13 protein-coding genes are annotated in these 19015 nt (G+C 73.2%); 6 read left to right on the top strand and 7 right to left on the bottom strand.

Annotation, left to right across the window (positions count from 1 at the left end; genetic code table 11):
* The first annotated feature begins 81 nt into the window (after positions 1-81).
* Entirely contained in the window at positions 82-1239 is a 1158-nt protein-coding gene (locus CU044_RS15695; protein WP_129769204.1) for an ROK family transcriptional regulator, read from the top strand.
* Between the two features lie 37 nt (positions 1240-1276).
* On the opposite strand, the gene CU044_RS15690 is transcribed toward CU044_RS15695, so the two are convergent.
* Both CU044_RS15690 and sigJ read right to left on the bottom strand, forming a co-directional pair.
* Positions 1277-2041 (bottom strand): GntR family transcriptional regulator, encoded by a 765-nt coding sequence (locus CU044_RS15690; RefSeq protein ID WP_129769203.1) that lies wholly within the window; start codon positions 2039-2041, stop codon positions 1277-1279.
* A gap of 258 nt (positions 2042-2299) precedes the next feature.
* Positions 2300-3196: an RNA polymerase sigma factor SigJ gene (gene sigJ, locus CU044_RS15685; protein ID WP_129769202.1), complete on the bottom strand. Its 897-nt coding sequence runs from the start codon at positions 3194-3196 to the stop codon at positions 2300-2302.
* 380 nt (positions 3197-3576) lie between these two features.
* On the opposite strand from sigJ, the gene CU044_RS15680 reads away from it, so the two are divergent.
* The 5 genes from CU044_RS15680 to CU044_RS15660 all read left to right on the top strand — a co-directional run bounded on the left by CU044_RS15680 (position 3577) and on the right by CU044_RS15660 (position 12689).
* Positions 3577-5145 (top strand): alkaline phosphatase D family protein, encoded by a 1569-nt coding sequence (locus CU044_RS15680; protein WP_240045636.1) that lies wholly within the window; start codon positions 3577-3579, stop codon positions 5143-5145.
* Between the two features lie 72 nt (positions 5146-5217).
* Positions 5218-6594: an SWIM zinc finger family protein gene (locus CU044_RS15675; RefSeq protein ID WP_129769200.1), complete on the top strand. Its 1377-nt coding sequence runs from the start codon at positions 5218-5220 to the stop codon at positions 6592-6594.
* Positions 6591-9185 carry a DUF6493 family protein gene (locus CU044_RS15670; RefSeq protein WP_129769199.1) on the top strand — a complete coding sequence of 865 codons (2595 nt, stop codon included), beginning with the start codon at positions 6591-6593 and terminating at the stop codon, positions 9183-9185. The genes CU044_RS15675 and CU044_RS15670 overlap by 4 nt, the downstream gene beginning before the upstream one ends.
* A gap of 118 nt (positions 9186-9303) precedes the next feature.
* Positions 9304-10737, top strand: coding sequence for a GNAT family N-acetyltransferase (locus CU044_RS15665; protein ID WP_129769198.1), 1434 nt, complete (start codon positions 9304-9306; stop codon positions 10735-10737).
* 269 nt (positions 10738-11006) lie between these two features.
* A complete protein-coding gene (locus CU044_RS15660; protein ID WP_129769197.1) occupies positions 11007-12689 on the top strand; it encodes a DUF885 domain-containing protein in 1683 nt (560 codons plus the stop codon).
* A 153-nt stretch (positions 12690-12842) separates the two neighbouring features.
* On the opposite strand, the gene CU044_RS15655 is transcribed toward CU044_RS15660, so the two are convergent.
* From CU044_RS15655 to CU044_RS15635, 5 genes are all read right to left on the bottom strand, one after another.
* Positions 12843-13694 carry an SDR family oxidoreductase gene (locus CU044_RS15655; protein ID WP_129769196.1) on the bottom strand — a complete coding sequence of 284 codons (852 nt, stop codon included), beginning with the start codon at positions 13692-13694 and terminating at the stop codon, positions 12843-12845.
* Positions 13695-13768: 74 nt separating this feature from the next.
* Positions 13769-16879, bottom strand: a complete 3111-nt coding sequence (locus CU044_RS15650) for an SMC family ATPase (RefSeq protein WP_129769195.1) — start codon at positions 16877-16879, stop codon at positions 13769-13771.
* Complete coding sequence (locus CU044_RS15645) at positions 16876-18042, bottom strand: exonuclease SbcCD subunit D (protein ID WP_129769194.1); 1167 nt, start codon at positions 18040-18042, stop codon at positions 16876-16878. The genes CU044_RS15650 and CU044_RS15645 overlap by 4 nt, the downstream gene beginning before the upstream one ends.
* Positions 18039-18266, bottom strand: coding sequence for a hypothetical protein (locus CU044_RS15640; RefSeq protein ID WP_129769193.1), 228 nt, complete (start codon positions 18264-18266; stop codon positions 18039-18041). Before CU044_RS15640 ends, CU044_RS15645 begins: the two co-directional genes overlap by 4 nt.
* Positions 18259-18879 carry a YigZ family protein gene (locus CU044_RS15635; RefSeq protein WP_129769192.1) on the bottom strand — a complete coding sequence of 207 codons (621 nt, stop codon included), beginning with the start codon at positions 18877-18879 and terminating at the stop codon, positions 18259-18261. The genes CU044_RS15640 and CU044_RS15635 overlap by 8 nt, the downstream gene beginning before the upstream one ends.
* Positions 18880-19015 lie beyond the last annotated feature (136 nt).

Here is a 19015-nt window from a genome sequence, read left to right as displayed (position 1 = left end):
CGCGGTGGCACGCGCCACTCGCAGCACCGGCGGCCACCGAGTACCATCCGCCTACACGCGCACGAGCTGGGAGGACACACCGTGGGGCGGCTGACCGGTGGAGACCCTTCGCTCCTGCGGCGGATCAACTCCGCGGTGGTGCTGCACTCCCTGCGCGACGCCGGTGATCTCACGCTGACGGATCTGACGCGGATCACGGGGCTCTCCCGGCCGACGGTCGAGGGCGTGGTGGAGGGTCTGATCGAAACAGGCCTGGTCATGGAGTCCGCGCCGGCGGAGGGCGGGACCCGTAAGCAGGGCCGCCCGGCGCGCCGGTTCCGGTTCCGGGTCGAGGCCGGGTATCTGCTGGGCATCGAGATCGGGCCGCACCGCGTGGCCGCGCTGATCTCCGGACTGGACGGCCGGATCATCGGCGCCGGCTCGCGTGTGGTCTCGGAGACGGCCGACGCGGACGAGCGCCTCGAACGCGTACGGCAGGTCGTCACCGATGTGCTGCGCCGCACGGGCGTGTCACGCGGCGCGCTGCGCGCGGTCGGCGTCGGCAGCCCCGGCATCGTGGAGGCGGACGGGACGGTACGGCTCGGCACCGCGCTGCCGCAGTGGACGGGGCTGCCGCTCGGCGAGCGGCTGCGGCGCTCGTTCCGCTGTCCGGTGCTGGTGGAGAACGACGCCAACGCGGCGGCCGTGGCCGAGCAGTGGAAGGGCGCGGCCATCGACTCCGACGACATCGTCTTCGTCCTGGCCGGGCTCAGCCCCGGGGCGGGCGCCCTGATCGGCGGGCGGCTGCACCGCGGCTTCGGCGGGGCCGCGGGCGAGATCGGCGCGCTGCATCTGCTGGGGCGCGGCGAGACGCCGGAGACACTGCTGTCGACGACGGACGAGCCGCTGCACCCGCTCGACGAGCAGGCGGTGGCGAAGGTCTTCGCCGATGCCAAGGGCGGGGACGTCCGGGCGCAGGAGGCCGTCGAGCGGTTCACCCAGCGGCTGGTGCACGATGTGGCGGCGCTGGTGCTGGCGCTGGATCCGGAGGTGGTGGTGGTCGGCGGCTGGGCCGCCGGGCTCGACGGCGTACTGGACCCGCTGCGCGACGAACTCTCCCGCTTCTGTCTGCGCCCGCCGCGCGTCGCGCTCTCGCTGCTCGGCGAGGCGGCGGTGGCCACGGGTGCGCTGCGGCTGGCCCTCGACCATGTCGAGGAGCAGCTGTTCGCGGTGGAGGGAACGGTGACGGCCCGCCGCTGAGCGACGGGCCGTACGGACCGGACGAGGCGAACGCGTCTCAGGACGCGCGGCGCTCCTGCGGCTCCTCGCTGATCTCCAGGTCGCCGGAGTCCCCGAAGGTGAGACGGCAGGTGTCGGCGCGGTACGTGGCCACCGACACGGCGGCGGTACGGCCCGCCACGACATAGCGCGTCGTGACGACGAGGACGGGAGCGCCGGGCAGCCGGTCCAGCTCCCGGGCGTCGTCGGCGCGCGCGGAGCCCAGTTCCACGGCGCGGTCCTGGCCGTCGAGACCGAGGCGCTGGAGCTCGCGCAGGACGGAGCGGGCGCGCGCCGGGCCCTCGGGCACGTCGATGGCCGACAGCTCGGGCACCGACGAGGCGGGTACGTAGAGCAGCTCCGCCGCGACGGACTGACCGTGCGTGGAGCGGACCCGGCGGACGGTGTGGACCTCTTCGTCGGCGGCCGTCTCCAGCAGCCTGGCCACCGCGGCGGGCGCGGGCGCCGTGGCGCAGCCGACGGGCTGCCAGGCGTCCCCTACGGTGCCCGGCCATTCGTGCTGGGTGGTGGAGACGTCGACGCCGACGCGCGGCGGGGCGACGGTCGTGCCGACCCCGCGGCGGCGCTGGAGCCTGCCTTCCAGCTCCAGCTGTTCGAGCGCTTGCCTGAGCGTGGCGCGGGCGACTCCGAAACGGGCGGCGAGGTCACGCTCGTTCGGCAGGACCTCCCCCACCGCGAAGTCGGAGTCGAGCGCTTCGCCGAGCACGGTCTTGAGGTGCCAGTACTTAGGCTCCGGCACTGCTTCCAGCTGCGTGGTCCCCACCCTGATCCTCCGCAATCGCCGTCTCTCCGGCGGGTTTTCCGTGCCCTTGTTTATTAAAGGTTCCTACACTAAATAGCGACGATAGGACGGGCCATCCCGTTGGTCAAGACCAATCCTCCATCGGTCACGGAGAGAAGTCACTTCCCGACGCAGGGTGTTCACAGTACGTTCGTACGCTGGTGAGACGCGCGTGACAGGGGCCCCGTTCGTCCGGATCGGGTCCGGGGCCGGACGGACGCGGGGAGCGACGAGCAGGGCTTATGCGGTGGGGTGCTCCAGGACGGCTCCGCTGAGCTTGTCCGGATTCCGCACGATGTAGACGCGCCCCACCTTGCCGTCCCTGACCTCCAGTTGGAGGACGAGATCGGGTACTCCGCCGGCGAGGGCGAGCACCGCGGGGGCGCCGTTGAACTCCACGATCCGGAAGTCGAACAGCACCGCGTCCCCCGAGACGGCGAACAGGAACCGGCCCACCTTGTCGGCGCCCTCGATGACCCGCAGCGGCGCCTTGGACTTGCCGCCGCTGTCGCCCACCAGTTGTACGTCGGGCGCGAGCAGGGCGAGCAGCGCGTCGAGATCGCCGCCGCCCGCGGCGGCGAGGAACCGTTCGGTGAGAGCCCGGCGTTCGGCCGGGTCGACGTCGTAGCGCGGCCTGCGTTCCTCGACATGGCGGCGGGCCCGGCCGGCCAGCTGCCGGACGGCGGCCTCGCTGCGTTCCAGGGTGGCGGCGATCTCGCCGAAGGGGAAGCCGAACGCCTCCCGCAGCACGAACACCGCGCGCTCCAGGGGCGAGAGGGATTCGAGGACGACCAGTACGGCCACGGACACCGAGTCGGCGAGCACGGCGTGCTCGGCCGTGTCGGAGACGGCGGGTCCGAAGTCGGTGACGACCGGTTCGGGCAGCCAGGGACCGACATAGGTCTCGCGCCGCGACTTCGCCTGCCGGAGCCGGTCGATGGCGAGGCGCGTGGTGATCCGTACGAGATAGGCGCGCGGCTCGCGGACGTCGGCGCGTTCGGCGGCGCTCCAGCGCAGCCAGGCCTCCTGCACGACGTCCTCGGCGTCGGCGACCACGCCGAGCATGCGGTAGGCGACCCCGGTCAGTACGGGCCGGTGCGCTTCGAATTCGTCGGTGCTCGCGGTGTCGGTCGCCACGCGTCCATCCCAGCCGATGGGCACGCCATCTGTCCAGGTCATTCTGGCGCCGCCGCCCGGACCGTTCACGGCCACCGAGCGGCCGGTACGTGCTCCGGCGGCGGGATCCCGCCGCCGGCCGCCGGCCGCCGCGCCGCTGTCGACCCGCCTACCGGGAGGGGGTACGGCTACTGGCGGAGGCCGCCCGGGACGGGTAGGACGGGCGGGGCGCACGGCCGGTTGTTCACCCGGGGTTCGCGCTCCGGCCGCCGCCGGGCGTTAGGCATGGCATGACACCCCGGCGCACCATCTGCCCAGGAGACGCATCGATGTCGCACAACCCCCGCACCACCTCCTCTTCCTCCTCTTCTTCCTCTTCCGCTCCGTCCGCCGACGCCCCGGTGGCCCCGGGCCGCCGCGGTGTGCTGCGCGGCTCGCTCGCCGCGTCGGCCGTGCTGGCCCTGCCCGGTGCCGCCGCTCTCGCGGGCGCCGTCCCCGCCCAGGCCCTGTCCGGCCGGCCGCGTGCCGCCTGGGGTGTGCAGGCCGGCGATGTCACGTCCTCGTCCGGGCTGGTGTGGGTACGGTCCGACCGGCCGGCCCGCATGATCGTGGAGACCTCGGCCACCGAATCGTTCCGCCACGCCCGTTCCTGGCACGGTCCGCTGCTCGGCCCCGGCACCGACTTCACCGGTACGGTCCCGCTGCGCGGACTGCCGGCCGGCGAGCAGGTGCACTACCGGGTGACCCTGGCCGATCCCCACGACCCGCGCCGTACCGGCGAGCCGGTGTACGGCACGTTCCGTACGGCGCCCGCGAGGCGTCGGCAGGGCGTGCGGTTCGTGTGGTCGGGCGATATCGCGGGGCAGGGCTGGGGCATCAACCCGGACATCGGCGGCTTCACCGTGTACGACGAGATGCGCCGGCTCCACCCCGACTTCTTCCTGTGCAGCGGTGACACGATCTACGCGGACGGTGTGATCGAGCCGAGCGTGACGCTGCCCGACGGCCGTGTCTGGCGCAATGTCACCACTCCGGAGAAGGCGAAGGTCGCGGAGACGCTGGCCGAGTACCGGGGGAATTTCCGGTACAACCTGCTCGACGCGAACGTACGAAAGTTCAACTCCGAGGTCCCGTCGATCACTCAGTGGGACGACCACGAGGTGCGCAACAACTGGTACCCGGGCCAGATCCTGGACGATGTGCGCTACACCGAGAAGAACGTGGACGTGCTGGCGGCCCGCTCCACGCAGGCGTTCCACGAGTACTTCCCGATCTCGGCGCAGCCCGCGCGCGGGGCGGACCGGCGCGTCCACCGCGTGGTGAACCACGGCCCGCTGCTCGATGTGTTCGTGCTGGACATGCGGACGTACCGCAACGCCAACTCGCCCGGCCGGCAGACCGATGACACCAACGGCATCCTCGGCGCGGAGCAGCTCGCGTGGCTCAAGCGCGAGCTGTCGCGGTCGCGCGCGGTGTGGAAGGTGATCGCCGCCGACATGCCGATCGGTCTGGTCGTGCCGGACGGTACGGCGAACATCGAGGCGATCGCCCAGGGCGACCCGGGCGCTCCGCTCGGCCGGGAGCTCCAGATCGCGGAGCTGCTGCGGCACATCAAGCACCACCGGATCACCGGCACGCTGTGGCTGACGGCGGACGTGCACCACACCTCGGCGCAGCACTACACGCCGGAGCGGGCCGCCTTCAAGGACTTCGCGCCCTTCTGGGAGTTCGTCTCGGGTCCGGTCGCGGCGGGCCAGTTCCCGGCCAGCAAGCTGGACGACACGTTCGGGCCCGACCGGGCCTTCGTCAAGGCGCCGGAGGGTCAGAACCTCTCCCCGATGGAGACCCCGCCGCTCTTCGGCGAGGTGGACATCGACGGCGCCAGCGGTGAACTGACGGTCCGGCTGCGGGAAGAGGGCGGGACGGTGCTGTTCACCAAGGTGCTCCAGCCGGGGAGGGTCGGCCAGTAGGAGCCCGCGGCTCCGCCCCTGCCGGAGTTCGCCCGAGGCCGGTTGTCAGTGCCGGGATCTAACGTCTTTTCCATGACGCGATCCGTACAGGCGCTTGCCTATTCCCGTCCGTCCGCCCTGGAGAGTGCGCGGGGCGGACGGCTGCTCGGTCTGGAGACCTCGGGCGGGCTCACTCCCACCGGTACCGAGGCGCATCCGCGTTTCTTCTCCGGGTTTCTGTCCTCGCCGCGAGCCGCCGCCCAGGGGCTGCTCGCGGTCGCGGATGTGGCGGGCGCCCGGTATTACCAGCAGGTGTCGCGCGCGTCGCTGGATCCCGTGGTGACGGGCAACGGTGACCGGCTGCGTTTCGAGTCGTTCTCCGGCTGCTGCGGGGTGTACGCGCGGCTCGATGTGGGACGGGACGGGCTCGACGGCGCGGAGACCGGGCACGGCACGACCAATGTGGATGTGAACGATCCGTTGCGTGCGGCCCTGTCACGGATGACCGGTGACGATCCGCTGCATCTGCGGGTGGGGCCCGACGAGTTGGCGGTCACCACGCTGGACGGCGCGGTGGTGGAGAAGAAGGTGCCGCTGCCCGACCGGTGGCTGCGCGGTTTCGCCGAGGCGCAGGTCGTCTCGGCCGGTTTCGATCCGCGGGCCGAGCTGAGCGCGGCGGAGGCCGTCCGTTTCCTGCGCTCGCTGCCGAGCGGCGTGGGCGGTGCCTCGCGCGGGGCGATGTGGGTCGTACCGGCGGGCAGGACGCTGCGGCCGACCACCCGGCCGGTGCCGGGGGCGGTGTGTCTGCCGGGCCCGCAGCGGCTGGTGGCGTTGCGGCGGGTGCTGCGGGAGGCGACGGCCCTGCGGGTGTACGGGCCGGTGGCCGACGGGGCCGCGACGGCGAGCGCCTGGGAGGTGGTGCTGCCGGGCATGCGGCTCACGCTCACGCTGTCGCCCGAAGCGGCGCGCGGATTCTCCGGTGAGGGCGGGGTACTGGAGGCGCTGGCCACGGAAGAGGCCGCCGAGGACGCCGAGTTGGTGTCCGTACTGCTGGCGTGGGAGCCGCGGATCGACCCGGCGGAGCTGGCCGGGCGGGCGGGGCTGACGGTGGAGCGGGTACGGGCCGCGCTGATCCGGCTCGGGACGGCGGGCCGGGTCGGATACGACCTCGCGGACGCGGCGTACTTCCACCGGGAGCTGCCGTACGACGGGGACCGCGCCGAGCGGCACAATCCGCGGCTGGTCGCGGCGCGCGCCCTGGTGTCCTCGGGGGCCGTCGTCCTCGACGGCGAGCTGGCGTCGGTGGCGTCGGGAGAGCGGCGTTATCAGGTGCGGGAGGCGGCGGGCGTGCTCAGCTGCACCTGCCGCTGGTGGGCCGACTACCGGGGGAAGCGGGGGCCGTGCAAGCACGCCCTGGCCGTCCGGATGGTACGCCGCGAGGCCGTCGTGAGCGCCGGCGGTACACGATGAGCGAGCTGGTCGATGCCGTACGGGCCGGCCGGGCCCGTGCCGTTCCCGGGCTGGTCGAGCCGCTGACGGCGGCGGACCGCAAGGAGGCGCTGACGGCGCTGAAGGCACTCCGCCAGGAGCTGCGCGACTGGCCGTGGGACCGGTGGCGGGAGCGCGAACGGATTCGGGAGGCGCTGGTGGTCGCCGGGGCCGGCTGTCATACGGGGGCCGCCGCGACGGCCGCCTGGATCGGCGCCCGCGATCTGCGCGAGGGTCTCCCGCTGCCGTACGAGCTGCTGCTCGGACTGCTCGCGGACCGCGAGCCCGGCTGGCTCGGTGATGTGGCGCACCGGCTCGCGGGGCGGGCGTCGACCGCGCGGCTCGACTACCCGTTCATCGCGGGCCTGGTCCGGCTGGCGGGATGTCCCGTACCGACGACGGACGAGTATGTGCACGGCTGGGCCGAGGCGGTTCCGTCCGCCGGTGGGCCGCTGCCCGCGCTGCGGGAGGATCCACAGCTGTCGGTCATGGTTCCGCGTCTCTTCGAGATGGCCGAACTGCCCGACCCGCTCGTCCGGTACGGCGACGCCACCGCTCCGCACCACTGGCCGTCGGTGCTCGCCGTCCTCGCCGAGGAAGGGGTGGTGGAGCGGCGGCTGCTGGTGGACGCCTCGGTGACGCGGCTGCTGCGCGGCGGGAAGCCCGGCGCGCTGGACTTCTTCCTCAAGCTGCTCGACCGGCTGGCGCTGACCCCGGAGGAGGAGCGCGACCGCGCCTCCGACTGGATCGCCCTGGCGTCGGACGGCATCTCGACGGTGGCCGGGCACGCTCAGGGTGTGCTCGCGCGGCTGGCGCTGTCCGGCGCTCTGCCGACGCGGAGCCTGGCCGGTCTGTCGGGGGCGGTGCTGTTCCGGCCGGAGAAGAAGCTCGTGCGGGCCCAACTGGTGCTGATGGGCAAGGTCCTGCGCGCGGACGGCGGGGCCGCGGGCGAGCTGCTGCCCGTGGCGGCCGAGGCGTTCGGACACGAGGACGGGGGCATCCAGGAGCGGGCGCTGAAGCTGGTGGTCCGGCATCTGCCGGCCGTGACGGACGATCAGCGGTCGGAGCTGGCCATGGCCGCGGCCCGGCTGAGCCCGGTCCACCGGGCGCGGGCCGCCGAGGTCTTCGGTGAGCTGCCGGCGGAGCCGGATTCCGGACCGTACGAGGAGATCCTGCCGCCCGCACCGCGGCCGGCTCCACTGGCTCCGTCCCCTTCGGACCTCGCGGAGCTCGTGGAGCGGACGTCGGCGTTGATCACCTCGGGCGGGACGATGCCCGACTTCGAACGGGTGCTGGACGGTCTGGTCCGGCACGCCTACCGGGACCGGGAGGCGCTGGCCGGGAGGCTGCGCGACGCGCTGGCCACCTGCTGGTGGATGAGGGACGGAACGCCGCGCGACCGACACCAGTGGCTCTCCCGGCACTCCAGCGGGGTGGAGGTGGTGGCCGCTTCGGTGCTGGAGAGGGTGTCCACGAAGGCGCTGGGGAACGCGACCACACGAGGGGCGGGCAGGGGATCCTGCGCCCACGTCACGCTGAACGGGGTGATCGACGCACGGCTGTGGGAGGCCGCGTATCTGGTGCGCACACGACCGCTGCCGTTCCTGCTCGCCACGCCGACCCGGGAGACGGGCGCGCTGGATCCCGATGTGCTGGTGGAGCGGCTGGGCGAGTACCAGCGGCTGTGTGCCACCCCGGCTCCGGTCGACTTCGCGCAGGCGCTGCTACGGGTACGGCGCGGCAAGGACCCGGAGACGGCGCGCGCGGCGGCGGCGCTCGGCACCCCCGAGGCCGGCCGGCTCGCCGCCTGGCTGACCGGGGACGGCATGTCTCTGCCCGCGCTCGACGGCGGTGCTGAACGGGAGAGGTCCACGTTGGCCACGCGGCTGGGACAGAGCCTGGCCGTCCGGCGGGGATTCCCGCGGGCGTTCCGCTGGCTGGGCCTTCCGGACGTCCCGGACCCGTCGCGGTGCTACCACTGGATCGGGGACCGGCACGGCGACTGGCCGGCTGTCCTGCCGGAGGACCGGGAGACGCTCGCCGCATGGCTGCTGCCCCAGGTGACCGCCTGCGCGCGGGACGATCAGCGGGGCGGGTCCTGGTGGCTGCCGCCGCTCGCCGAGAGCGGCGGCCCCGCGGGCCGCTCACTGCACCGGGGCCTGGCGTACGGCCTCGGGGCGCGTCACCCGCAGGACCGGCTGGCCGCGGTGGACGCGCTGCTGGTGCTGGCCGCCCGCGGCGATCTGGACGGCGAGCTGCTGGGCCGGGAGCTGGCCGCCCTGGTGAACGCGGACGAGGTCAAGGTGAACCGGCTGGCCGACGCCGTCCGTACGGCCGCGGCGACCGGCGCCCATGCCACGGTCTGGTCCGTCCTGGGCGCTGCCCTGCCCGGTCTCCTGGCTCCGGGGACCGCGCGTCCCGGGCTCGGGGAGATTCTGTCGGTGGCCGCCGAGTGCGCGGAGCGATGCGGTGCGACCGGGGAGACGGCCGGGCTGGCGGAGTGGGCGGGGCGCGGGGGCAGCTCGCGGCTGGTCGCGGAGTCGGCCCGGCTGCTGGCCACATTGCGCTCCTGAAGCGAACACTCCGCGCCAAATTTGGCCAAAGATAGGCCAAAAGCGAACAGATCCATCCTTAACCCATCAGTCACAAACCGTTCGTGATCACGCAACACCATTCCGTCAGAGTGGGTCCATGACCAATGTGACTTCTGCGAAGAGTGTCCGCCGCCCGCACCACTGGCGGCGGGACCTCGTCGAACTGGCCGCCCTGTTCACCGCCGTGGCCGTCGCCGACGCCCTGGCGAACATGATCGCTCATGGACCCGACGGCACGTTCCTGCTGGTCGCCTCCGCCGTGGCGCTGATCGCCACGGCCATGTTCCACACATGGTGGGCACGAAGGCACGGTCATGCCCCTCCGCCGTCCGACAGCCCGGCCCCCGCCACCTCTGCGCCCGCGTCGGCGTCGGCGTCGGACGCACGGGAGGGTGCGACCCCGGCGCAACCGGTGGAGACGACGCTCTGGCGCATGCGGACCACCGTGCGGGACGAGCCGGGGAGCCTCGCCGCGCTGTGCACGGCGTTCGCCGCTCACCATGTCGACATCCTCACCCTCCAGACGCATCCGCTGGCCGACGGCACCGTGGACGAGTTCCTGCTGCGCGCCCCGTCCGCGCTCCGGGCGAAGGACCTCACCCGGGAGATCTCGGCCGCGGGCGGCAGCAGTACGTGGATCGAGCGCGCCGACGCGCACGATCTGGTGGACACCCCGACCCGGGTGCTCGGCCTCGCCACCCGTACGGCCCTGGACGCCGCCGAACTGCCGCTCTCGCTGCGCCAGTTGCTCGGCCGCTGCACGATCCGCTCGCGTCCGGCCGGATCCCTCGCCGACCGCTCGGCCGGTGAGAGCGCGCCCGTCGAAGGGGTGCTGGACGGGACGGAGATGCGGCTGAACGACCCGCACGGCGGCAGCATCATCGTCGAGCGTCCCTATCTGCCCTTCACCCCGACCGAGTTCGCGCGGGCCCGCGCGCTGGTCGAACTGGACGCCCGGCTCGGCCCGCGGATCCCCCGCGGCCAGGATGTGCTCATGCTGCCCGAGGGCGAGGAGATCACCGTCCGCCGCGCCGACCGCGGCGATCTCGACGCCGCGCTCGCCATGCACGCCCGCTGCTCCGAACGGACCCTGGGCCTGCGCTACCACGGGCCGGTCGGTGACGCCGACCGCTATCTGAACCATCTGCTCAGCCCGCGCTTCGGACGTACGCTCGCGGTCGAGACGGAATCCGGCCGGCTCGTCGCCCTCGGCCATCTGCTCTGGGACGGCGACGAGACCGAGGTGGCGCTGATCGTGGAGGACGCCTGGCAGCGGCGCGGTATCGGTGCCGAACTGCTGGGCAGGCTCGTGGCGCTCGCCGTCGAGGCCCGCTGCGCCAGCGTGTACGCCGTCACACAGGCGTCCAACACGGGCATGGTCGCGACCATGCGGGATCTCGGTCTGCCGCTCGACTACCAGATCGACGAAGGAACGCTGGTCATCACGGCCCGGCTGGAGCCGACGGCCGCGCGGGTGCTGCCTCCGTACGGCGACCCCGAGATGTTCGACCACGAGCAGGCCGATCGCTGAACGGACCCATAGCGGACCGATCGCGGACCGATCGCGGACCGATCGCTCAATGGGGGTTCCGGGGCAGCGGCTACGTCGTGATCCGGCCAAAATCGGCCGTGGCCCGAGGGCCCGGCTTCCCCGCGCGGCCCGAAGTCGCCCACGCCGAGGCCCGGTTGCTCCCGCGTCGGGGGACGGCGGTCCCCCGACGCCGCCGTCATCGGCCAATCCGGCCGGTCCGCCGGAATCAAAGATGTGACGCGGGGTGCCCTCTCGGAGAAGATGTCCGGATGTCAGACACATCCGGCAGCGCGCTGCCCCGCCAGGTCGCCGACGCCTACGTCGACGCACTCATCGAACTCGATCCGATCACCGGAACCTATCTGGGCGTCGCGGAGAGCTCCCGTCGCCTGCCCGACTTCTCGCCGGCCGGACAGCAGGCTGTCGCCGATCTCGGCCGGGCGACGCTCGCCCGGCTCGATGTGGCCGAAACACTGCCGGGCGCGGACAGCGATGCCGAGCGGCGCTGCGCCCGGCTGCTGCGTGAGCGTCTGACGGCCGAACTCGCCGTCCACGACGCCGAGGAGGGGCTGCGGCAGGTCAGCAATATCCACTCGCCCGTGCACCATCTCCGCGACGCGTTCCCGCTGACCCCGGCCGAGACGGACGAGGACTGGTCGGCGATCGCCGAGCGGCTGCGGGCCGTGCCCACCGCGCTGGCCGGGTACCGCGAATCGCTCGCCCTGGGCCTGGAGCGCAAGCTGCTGGGCGGTCCCCGGCCCACCGCGACCTTCATCGGCCAGCTGACGGAGTGGGTGGGCGAGGAGCGCGGCTGGTTCGAGGACTTCGTCTCCGCCGGGCCCGAGGCCCTCCGTACGGAGCTGGACGCCGCCGCACGCTCCGCGACCGCCGCCCTCGCGGAGCTGCGGGACTGGATGCGTGACGTGTACGCACCCGGCGTCGAGGGTGCCCCGGACACCGTGGGCCGTGAGCGGTACGCCCGCTGGTCACGGTACTTCAACGGCACCGATCTGGATCTGGACGAGGCGTACGCGTACGGCTGGTCCGAGTACCACCGGCTGCGCGCCGAGATGACGACCGAGGCCGCGAAGATCCTGCCGGGCGCGACCCCCTGGGAGGCGCTGGCCCATCTCGACGAGCACGGACAGCACATCGAGGGCGTCGACGAGGTCAGGGTCTGGCTCCAGAAGCTGATGGACGAGGCGATCGACGCGCTCGACGGCACGCACTTCGAACTCGCCGAGCGGGTACGGCGCGTGGAGTCCCGGATCGCCCCGCCGGGCGGCGCGGCGGCCCCGTACTACACCGGCCCCTCCGAGGACTTCTCACGGCCCGGCCGCACCTGGCTGCCGACGATGGGCGAGACCCGCTTCCCCGTGTACGACCTGGTCTCCACGTGGTACCACGAGGGTGTTCCCGGGCACCATCTCCAGATCGCGCAGTGGACCCATGTCGCCGATCAGCTCTCCCGCTACCAGGCCTCGGTCGGTCAGGTCAGCGCCAACGCGGAGGGCTGGGCGCTCTACGCGGAGCGGCTCATGGACGAGCTGGGCTTCCTGCCGGACGCGGAGCGCAGGCTCGGTTATCTGGACGCGCAGATGATGCGCGCCTGCCGGGTGATCGTGGACATCGGCATGCATCTGGAGCTGGAGATCCCGGCGGACTCGCCGTTCCACCCGGGCGAGCGCTGGACGCCCGAGCTGGCGCAGGAGTTCTTCGGGAACCACAGCGGCCGTCCCGCGGACTTCGTGGAGAGCGAGCTGATCCGCTATATGTCGATGCCTGCCCAGGCGATCGGCTACAAGCTGGGCGAGCGCGCCTGGCTGCTCGGCCGGGAGAACGCCCGCAGGGCGCACGGCGACGCGTTCGACGCGAAGGCGTGGCACATGGCCGCGCTGTCGCAGGGCTCGCTGGGTCTCGACGATCTGGTGGACGAGCTGTCGAAGCTCTGACCCCGCGCCGGTTCGTACGACGCGCCGCGTACGACGTGGTACGTATGCGGCGGTACGTACGCAGCGGCCCCTCTCCGTACGAGGTGCCTACGGAGAGGGGCCGGGCGCGGGCCACAGGCATGAGCCCGGCCGGCCCCGCCCCGTCGGCTGCGGTCAGCGGCGGAGGCCGCCCTCGGAGTCGATGACCTGACCTGTGATCCACTCGGCCTCGTCGGTGGCCAGCCAGGCGATCAGCCGGGCCGGGTCGTCGGGCATCCCCCAGCGACCGCCCGGGAACATCGCCGCGATCTCCTCGTACGCCGCACCCGTCAGGTAACCCGTGTCGACGGGGCCGGGGTTGACGGTGTTGACCGTCACCGCCCGCTCCGCGAGCGTGGTGGCCAGCGACCGGGTCGCGGAGGCGAGGGCTCCCTTGGCCAGACCGTAGGCGATCTCCCCCGGCATCCCGCCCGCGATGTCCTGGCCCGACGTCATCATCATGACCCGGCCGCCGGGCGTACGGGCCGGGAGCGTCGCGCGCAGCCGGGCGTAGGCCTGGATGAGCAGGATCACCGACCGGGTGTCGATCGCCCAGTGGGCGTCGAGCATCGCCGCGTCGATGGTGTCGAGCGTGCCGTCGTCACCGCTGAGCGCGTGGTTGGCGACCAGGATGTCGAGCCGCCCGCCGAGCGCCTCGGCGGCGGTGGCGATCAGCGCGGCGGGCGCCTCGGCCCCGGACAGATCGGCGGGGCCGTGCACCACCCGCGCCGCCGGATCCGCGCGCGCCTCCCGTACGGCGGCGGCGACGCCTTCCGGTCCGTCCGGATCGGAGCCCCAGGGCTGTGCGGCGTCGTGCGGCACATGGTGATGGAGATACACGCTCGCGCCGTACGCGACGAGGCGCCGGGCGACCGCGTATCCGATACCGCCACGCCGGCTGGCACCGGTGACCAGCGCGGTACGGCCGCGCAGCGGCAGCGGGTCACGGCGGAGTGCTTCGGGGGCGGGGGGCTCAAGTGCGGGCATGGGCAAAGATCTTGCGGTGCGGGCCGGCCGTTGTCATCCGGTTTTCTTCACAGGTCTTCTTCACAGGTCTCTTCTCAGAGGGATCTCTGTGTCCCCTGCCGGACCGCCGAGCCGTGGCGGTCCTTGACGATCTCCAGCTGGGTGGGGATGCGACGGCGCAGATCGGCGACATGGCTGACGATGCCGACGCTGCGGTCGCGCTCCCTGAGCGAGTCGAGGACGTCCAGGACCTCGTCCAGCGTCTGGTCGTCCAGGCTGCCGAAGCCCTCGTCGATGAAGAGGGTGTCCAGCCGTACGCCGCCGGCCTCGTCGGTGACGACGTCCGCGAGGCCGAGCGCGAGCGCGAGGGACGCGAAGAAGGTCTCACCGCCGGAGAGTGTCGAGGTGTCGCGCGCGCTGCCGGTCCAGGCGTCGATGACCTGGAGCCCGAGCCCGGAGCGCCGCTGGCCGCCCGTTCTGGCGTCGGAGTGGACCAGGGCGTAGCGGCCGGAGGACATGCGCTGGAGCCGTACGGTGGCCGCCGCCGCGACCTGTTCGAGGCGGGCGGCCAGGACGTAGGACTCCAGGCGCATCCTGCGTTCGTTGTCGGTGGAGGTGCCCGCGGTGAGACCGGCGAGACGGGCCACCCTGTCGTACTCGTCGCGCACCGGGCCGAGCGCGCGTACCTCGGCCTCGGCCAGCCGGGAGAGTCTGCCCAGCTCGGCGCGTCGGCCTCCGGCGGTGGCCGCGGCGGACGACGCGTCGCGCAGGGCACGTTCGGCGGCGTCGTGGGCCGCCGCGGCGGCCTCTGTTCTGGCGGGCGGATGATCCGCGGCGGCCCGGGTCTCCGGTTCCGCGAGCCGGTCGGCGACCGCGGCGGCCTCGGCCCGCCAGTCGTCCAGCCGGTGCTGGAGCTCCCGCCGGTCGGTGTCGGTGAGCAGGGCGTCCGCCGCGGCCTCAGGGGTGTCGAACCCGGCCCGGAAGGCGGCTCCCGCGAGTCGGCCGTCGGCCTCCTTGAGCCGGAGCGCGGTGGTTTCGACGGCGCGTACCGCCTCGGCCGCCTCGGCGAGACGGCCGGCCCGGTCCGCCAGCCGCGCGGCGCGCTCGGCGACGCTGTCCGCGTCTCCCCGGGCGCGGCTCAACTCGGACCGCAGCGCGCTCTGTTCACTGTCGAGGGCGTCGCGTCGCGACGTACGGGCGGCGACGCGGCGTTCGGCCTCGCGCTGCGCGGTGAGCCTGCCCTCGTACTCACGCTCGGCGCGGCCCAGGGCCTCGCGGGCCGCGTGCGTACCGGCGGCGACGCGGCGGGCCTCGGTGTGTTCCCGTTCCAGCCGTTCGGTGAGCGCGGCGAGTTCGGCCACACTCGACTCGCCGGCCGCCGCGCGGGCCGCCGCGTGTCGCTCCCGTACCGCCGTGTGCTCGCGTTCGGCGAGTCCGCGGGTCTCGTCGGCGCGCCGGTACGCCGCCAGCGCGGCGTCCTCCGCCGCGGGGTCGACCTGGCCGTCGGCGGCCTGTGCGGGGCCGGGGTGAGCGGCGGAGCCGCACACCGCGCAGGGTTCGCCGTCGACGAGCCGGGCGGCCAGCTCGGCCGCCATGCCGGCCAGCCGTCGTCCGCGCAGGTCGAGCCAGTGCTCGTGTGCCGTATTGGCCTGTTCCCGGGCCGAGTTGAGCCGCTGCCCGGCCTCGGAGGCCGCCGCGTCGAGGGTGTCACGCCGCCGGGCCGCGTCCAGCCGGTCGCGTGCGGGGTCGAGTTGTCCGGCGAGCTGTTCGGCGCGGGTCGCCGCCTCCTGTGCGGCCTCGATACGGTCCTGGAGGGCGCCGCGTCGGGACTCCCACCCGGCGAGCCAGTCGGCCGCCTCCTGGAGGACCTCGTCGTCGGCCCGCGCCTGCCGGTCCAGGTCGGCGCGCTCGGCCGTGATCGCGGCGTCGCGGTGCTCGGCGCGTCGGGCGGCGTCGAGCGCGCCCAGTTCCTGCCGCAGATTCCCTGCCAGCGCGGCGAGTTGTTCCGCTCCGGCGTCCGTGAGGCCGGCGGGCAGCAGCGTGCGGGTGCGCGCCTGCTCGGCGGTGGCGGAGCGGTGTGCCTGTTCGGCGTCGGCGCGCAGCGAGAGCGCCGGGGCGACCAACTCCGCCTTGTGGGAACGCTCCAGCCGGGCCCGCGCCCGCTCGTGCTCGGCGCGCTGCTCCTCCAGTGCTTCGGCGCGGCGCCGTGTCTCCGCGAACCGGCCTTGCAGTGTGGCCAGTTCACGCTCGGCGTCCAGCGCGCTCCGGGCCGCGGCGGCGCGGCTCCCGGCGGCGGACAGAGCGGATTCGATGATGTCGGACCACTCGTGGGCGCCGGTGCGCACGACCGCCGCCCACTCCAGAACCGCGGGGGCGAACCCCGCGTCGCCCGGCCGCAGTTCGGGCAGGGGCGGCGCCGTAGGGTCACCCGCGGGCCGCGCCGTACGGTTGCCTGGGTGTGACGCCGCCCGGTTGCCCGGGGGCTGCGCCGTACGGTTGTCCGGGGGCTGCGCCGTACGGTCGTCGCCCGCACCCGCTTCCTGGGCGAGGCGCTGCGCGACGGCGAGAAGCCGGTCGTCACCCGCGCGTACCCGGTGCTCGGCGGCGCGCCGCAGTTCGGCGAGACGCTCCTCGACCGCGGCGAACCTGCGGGTGTCGAAGAGCTTGCCGAGCAGTCTGCCGCGCGCCTCCGCGTCAGCGCGCAGAAACCGGGCGAAGTCGCCCTGCGGCAACAGCACCACCTGGCAGAACTGCTCCCTGCTCATCCCGAGCAGCTGGCCGATCTCCTCGCCGATCTCCTGGTGGGAGCGGCTCAGCGCCCGCCAGGTGCCGCTCTCCGCGTCGTACTCACGCAGCCGGCTCTGCGCCTTCTCGGTCGTGAATCCCTTCGTCCGCTTCTTCGGCCGGAGCTGCGCGGGCCGTCGGACGATTTCCAGCCGCCGGCTGCCCACGGTCAGATCGAGGCCGATCTCGGTGGGGGTCCCGGCGGGCGCGTGATCGCTGCGGAGAGTGGCCCCGGGGCTCTGGCGGGCGCCCGGCACGGCGCCGTACAGCGCGTAGCAGACCGCGTCGAGTACGGAGGTCTTCCCCGCACCGGTCGGTCCGTGCAGCAGAAAGAGCCCGGCGGCGCAGAGCGCGTCGAAGTCCACTTCCTCGGTGGTGGCGAAGGGCCCGAAGGCGGTGATGGTCAGCCGGTGCAGCCTCACGGGGTCACCTCGCGCGCCGTCGCGTCGACCCGCACATCCTCGAAGGCGGCCCGCAGCACGCCGCGTTCGGGCTCGTCGGGCCCCGATCCACCCCGTACGTGCGCCACGAAGTCCTCCGCGATCTGCTGGTCGGTACGGCCGGCGAGACGCTGCGCGTAGGAGGACCGCGGGTCGTCGTCCTTCCGCTCCGGGTCGAAGACGAGGCTGAGTGTGTACGGGAAACGCTCGGCGAGCCGGGCCATGGGCTCGGCGGGGCGTACGGGATCGGTCAGGGTCGCCTCGACCCACGACTCCTCGTGGCGGACGAGTGCCGGATCGTCGAGCAGTTCGTCGAGCGTGCCCCGGATCCTGGCCAGGGCGCGCGGCACCGGGCAGTCGATCCGCTCGGCTTCGATCCCGCCCTCCGGGCCCAGCTCCACCAGCCACATCGTCTTGCGGTGTGTGGTCTCCGAGAAGGAGTACGCGAGCGGCGAGCCCGCGTAACGGACACGTTCGGTGAGGGTCTGGGCGCCGTGCAGATGCCCCAGGGCGACATAGTCGACACCGTCGAAGACTCCGGAGGGCACGGCCGCCACACCGCCCACGGTGATGTCGCGCTCGCTGTCGCTGGGCGTGCCGCCCGTGACGAACGCGTGCGCGAGAACGACGGAGCGGGTGCCCGCGTGGCGTCCCGCGAGGTCGGCCCGTACCCGCTCCATCGCGGCGCCGAGCACCGTCTCGTGGCCGGCCTTGGCCACCTTGAACTCGTCCCGTACCAAGGCCGGTTCGAGATAGGGCAGCCCGTAGAAGGCCACCCCGCCGTGCGCGTCCTTCAGCAGGACGGGCGTGGCGCAGCCGGCCGGGTCGGTCCGCAGATGGATCCCCGCGCGCTCGACCAGTCCGGAGAGCACGCCGAGTCTGCGGGCCGAGTCATGGTTCCCGGAGATCATCACGGTCGGGACGCCGGCATCGGCGAGACGGTGCAGGGCCCGGTCGAACAGCTCCACCGCGCTGAGCGGAGGCACGGCCCGGTCGTAGACATCGCCCGCGACGACGACGGCGTCCACCTCGCGGTCGTGGGCCGTGGCCACGAGGTGGTCGAGGAACGCGGCCTGGGCGTCGAGCATGTTCACGCGGTGGAACGACCGCCCGAGATGCCAGTCCGACGTGTGCAGAATCCTCAAGACCGGCCCTCCAGCGGGCGAGAGACGCGGGACATACCTGACACCGCGCGGGCGCCGTACTCGTCGTACGCGTTGTGTGCGCTGTGTGCGCTGTGTGCGCTGTGTGCGCTGTGTGCGCTGTGTGCGCTGTACTCGTCGCGGGCGCCGCGCTCGCCGTACGCGCTGTCCTCGCCGTACGCGCTGCTCTGGTCGTACGCGCTGCTCTGGTCGTACGCGTCAGGCAAAGGCTTCTCCGCCCAGTTCCAGCTCGGCGGTACCCGCCGTCGTATCGGCCAGCCACGCCCGGAACGCAGGCACCTCGGAGTCCGGCAGGCCGATCTCGATCGTCACCGCCTCGGCGTACCGCACGTCCCTCACCACACGCCCGGTCGCCCGCAGATCGTTCTCCAGCCGGCCCGCGCGCTGGTGGTCGACGGTGACGGTCGCCAGCCGGAAACGCTGCCGGGTCAGGGTGCCGACGGCGTCCAGGGCCTCGCCGACGACTCCGCCGTACGCCCGGATCAGACCGCCCGCACCGAGTTTGACCCCGCCGTAGTAGCGGGTCACGACCGCGGCGGTGTAGCGCACCTCGCGTCGCATCAGCATCTGGAGCATCGGCGCCCCCGCCGTACCACCGGGCTCGCCGTCGTCACTGGCCTTCTGCACGGAGGCGTCGGCGCCGATCACATACGCGAAGCAGTTGTGCGTGGCCGTCGGGTGGTCCTTGCGGACGCCGGCGACGAACTCCTGCGCCTCCTCCTCCGTCGCCACGGGCGCCAGCGCGCAGATGAAGCGCGACCGGTTGATCTCGGTCTCGTGCACGCCCGCGCGGGCGACGGTTCGGTACTGCTCCTGCATCCCCCCACCCTATGCGGGGCCCGATCCGCCCTTCGACCGGCATGCGACCGGCGTGCGCTCCGGCGGCGAGGGAGAGAGAAAGGCGCGGTCGCGCGGCCGTCGCGCGTTTCGGGCAGTGCGGAAACTCCTTGTCCGG

The sequence above is a fragment of the Streptomyces sp. L-9-10 genome, from assembly GCF_004151105.1.
Lineage (GTDB): Bacteria > Actinomycetota > Actinomycetes > Streptomycetales > Streptomycetaceae > Streptomyces.
The sequence above is the reverse complement of the archived record's forward strand: the minus strand, read 5'-3'. Positions and strand labels throughout refer to the sequence as shown.